Here is a 3,194-nt window from a genome sequence, read left to right as displayed (position 1 = left end):
ACACAGTGGACGCGAGCAACTGAGGACAAGCCCTCGGCCTATTAGTACCAGTCAACTCCACCCGTTACCGGGCTTCCATATCTGGCCTATCAACCCAGTCGTCTACTGGGAGCCTTAACCCCTCAAGGAGGTGGGAGTACTCATCTCGAAGCAGGCTTCCCGCTTAGATGCTTTCAGCGGTTATCCCTCCCGAACGTAGCCAACCAGCCATGCCCTTGGCAGGACAACTGGCACACCAGAGGTTCGTCCGTCCCGGTCCTCTCGTACTAGGGACAGCCCTTCTCAATACTCCTACGCGCACAGCGGATAGGGACCGAACTGTCTCACGACGTTCTAAACCCAGCTCGCGTACCGCTTTAATGGGCGAACAGCCCAACCCTTGGGACCGACTCCAGCCCCAGGATGCGACGAGCCGACATCGAGGTGCCAAACCATCCCGTCGATATGGACTCTTGGGGAAGATCAGCCTGTTATCCCCGGGGTACCTTTTATCCGTTGAGCGACGGCGCTTCCACAAGCCACCGCCGGATCACTAGTCCCTACTTTCGTACCTGCTCGACCCGTCAGTCTCACAGTCAAGCTCCCTTGTGCACTTACACTCAACACCTGATTGCCAACCAGGCTGAGGGAACCTTTGGGCGCCTCCGTTACCCTTTAGGAGGCAACCGCCCCAGTTAAACTACCCACCAGACACTGTCCCTGATCCGGATCACGGACCCAGGTTAGACATCCAGCACGACCAGAGTGGTATTTCAACAATGACTCCCCGACCACTGGCGTGATCAGTTCACAGTCTCCCACCTATCCTACACAAGCCGAACCGAACACCAATATCAAGCTATAGTAAAGGTCCCGGGGTCTTTCCGTCCTGCTGCGCGAAACGAGCATCTTTACTCGTAGTGCAATTTCACCGGGCCTATGGTTGAGACAGTCGAGAAGTCGTTACGCCATTCGTGCAGGTCGGAACTTACCCGACAAGGAATTTCGCTACCTTAGGATGGTTATAGTTACCACCGCCGTTTACTGGCGCTTAAGTTCTCAGCTTCGCCCCACCGAAATGGAGCTAACCGGTCCCCTTAACGTTCCAGCACCGGGCAGGCGTCAGTCCGTATACATCGCCTTACGGCTTCGCACGGACCTGTGTTTTTAGTAAACAGTCGCTTCTCGCTGGTCTCTGCGGCCACCCCCAGCTCAGACAGTAAATGTCATCACCAGAAATGGCCCCCCTTCTCCCGAAGTTACGGGGGCATTTTGCCGAGTTCCTTAACCATAGTTCACCCGAACGCCTCGGTATTCTCTACCTGACCACCTGAGTCGGTTTAGGGTACGGGCCGCCATGAAACTCGCTAGAGGCTTTTCTCGACAGCATAGGATCATCCACTTCACCACAATCGGCTCGGCATCAGGTCTCAGCCTTATATGTGTGACGGATTTACCTACCACACGGCCTACACCCTTACCCCGGGACAACCACCGCCCGGGCTGGACTACCTTCCTGCGTCACCCCATCGCTTACCTACTACCACCTTGGGTCAGCGGCTCCACCACTCCCCTCAACTCCGAAGAGATCAGGGCGGCTTCACGGCCTTAGCATTAATGGGCTCGATATTGGGCGTTTCAAAGCGGGTACCGGAATATCAACCGGTTGTCCATCGACTACGCCTGTCGGCCTCGCCTTAGGTCCCGACTTACCCTGGGCAGATCAGCTTGACCCAGGAACCCTTAGTCAATCGGCGCACACGTTTCTCACGTGTGTATCGCTACTCATGCCTGCATTCTCACTCGTGAACCGTCCACAACTCGTTTCCACGGCTGCTTCACCCGGCACACGACGCTCCCCTACCCAACCCAGCCCCCGTTAGGAGTATTGCTGGATTGACACGACTTCGGCGGTGTGCTTGAGCCCCGCTACATTGTCGGCGCGGAATCACTTGACCAGTGAGCTATTACGCACTCTTTCAAGGATGGCTGCTTCTAAGCCAACCTCCTGGTTGTCTCTGCGACTCCACATCCTTTCCCACTTAGCACACGCTTAGGGGCCTTAGTCGATGCTCTGGGCTGTTTCCCTCTCGACCATGGAGCTTATCCCCCACAGTCTCACTGCCGCGCTCTCACTTACCGGCATTCGGAGTTTGGCTAAGGTCAGTAACCCGGTAGGGCCCATCGCCTATCCAGTGCTCTACCTCCGGCAAGAAACACACGACGCTGCACCTAAATGCATTTCGGGGAGAACCAGCTATCACGGAGTTTGATTGGCCTTTCACCCCTAACCACAGGTCATCCCCCAGGTTTTCAACCCTGGTGGGTTCGGTCCTCCACGAAGTCTTACCTCCGCTTCAACCTGCCCATGGCTAGATCACTCCGCTTCGGGTCTTGGGCACGCTACTCAACGCCCTATTCGGACTCGCTTTCGCTACGGCTTCCCCACACGGGTTAACCTCGCAACATACCGCAAACTCGCAGGCTCATTCTTCAAAAGGCACGCAGTCACGACTGCATGTGCAAGCACACACAGCGACGCTCCCACGGCTTGTAGGCACACGGTTTCAGGTACTATTTCACTCCGCTCCCGCGGTACTTTTCACCATTCCCTCACGGTACTATCCGCTATCGGTCACCAGGGAATATTTAGGCTTAACGGGTGGTCCCGCCAGATTCACACGGGATTTCTCGGGCCCCGTGCTACTTGGGTGGTTCTCAAGCAAGCCGCTGACGTTTCAGCTACGGGGGTCTTACCCTCTACGCCGGACCTTTCGCATGTCCTTCGCCTACATCAACGGTTTCTGACTCGCCGGCCAGTCGGCAGACTGACCAAGAGAACTCCCACGACCCCGCACTGGCAACCCCTGCCGGGTATCACACCAATACGGTTTAGCCTCATCCGGTTTCGCTCGCCACTACTCCCGGAATCACGGTTGTTTTCTCTTCCTGCGGGTACTGAGATGTTTCACTTCCCCGCGTTCCCTCCACATACCCTATGTGTTCAGGTATGGGTGACAGCCCATGACGACTGCCGGGTTTCCCCATTCGGAAACCCCCGGATCAAAGCCTGGTTGACGGCTCCCCGGGGACTATCGTGGCCTCCCACGTCCTTCATCGGTTCCTGGTGCCAAGGCATCCACCGTGCGCCCTTAAAAACTTGGCCACAGATGCTCGCGTCCACTGTGCAGTTCTCAAGCAACGACCAGCCACCC

At 56.6% G+C, this 3,194-nt stretch carries 1 rRNA gene; it reads right to left on the bottom strand.

Features of this window, described 5'->3' with window-relative positions:
• Positions 1-21: 21 nt before the first annotated feature.
• A 23S ribosomal RNA gene (locus AC4IJH_RS43260) occupies positions 22-3,145 on the bottom strand.
• Positions 3,146-3,194 lie beyond the last annotated feature (49 nt).

The organism is Streptomyces sp. UF-297, from assembly GCF_058245575.1.
This window is presented reverse-complemented; position numbering and strand designations above follow the sequence as displayed.